The sequence below is a fragment of the Tsukamurella conjunctivitidis genome (assembly GCF_007858475.1).
Lineage (GTDB): Bacteria > Actinomycetota > Actinomycetes > Mycobacteriales > Mycobacteriaceae > Tsukamurella > Tsukamurella conjunctivitidis.
In genome coordinates, this window is the sequence record NZ_VIGX01000273.1 from 1 (window position 1) to 534 (window position 534).

At 68.9% G+C, this 534-nt stretch carries 1 protein-coding gene; it reads left to right on the top strand.

What is annotated here, in order from left to right; genetic code table 11:
* Positions 1-120: 120 nt before the first annotated feature.
* Positions 121-534, top strand: a 414-nt coding sequence (locus FK530_RS25365) for a zinc-binding dehydrogenase (protein ID WP_205124285.1), incomplete at its 3' end; no start/stop codon positions are given.

Consider the following 534-nt stretch of genomic DNA (forward strand, 5'->3'; position numbering starts at 1 on the left):
GAGCAGGGTGGCTTCTCCACCTACCGTGTGGCCAGGGCGGACCAGATCCGTGTCCTGCCGGACGGTCTGTCCACCCGTCACGGTGCGGTCGCAGAGCCCCTGGGCGTTGCGTTCCATGCCGTGCACCGTGCGGGGGACCTGCACGGGCAGCGCGTCCTGGTCAACGGCGTGGGTCCGATCGGCTCGCTGTGTGTGGCCGCCGCGAAGTTCGCCGGTGCCGCAGAGGTCTGGGCCTCCGACATTGCGCCCCCCAGCCTGGAGATCGCGAGTCGCATGGGCGCCGACCAGGTCGTGAACCGTGCGGAGGGACAGGACCTGCCCGAGGACGTGGACGTCGTCATCGAGGCGTCAGGGGCACCCCGGACCCTGGGGGATCTCTTCCTCAGCGTCAGAAAGGGTGGTCGCGTGGTGCAGGTCGGCAACACGCCTGCAGGAGAGGTGCCCTCCGCCCTGGGTCAGTTGGTGACGCGCGAGATCGAGTACATCGGATCGTTCCGCTTCGTCGACGAGATCACGGATGCCGTCCGGGCCATG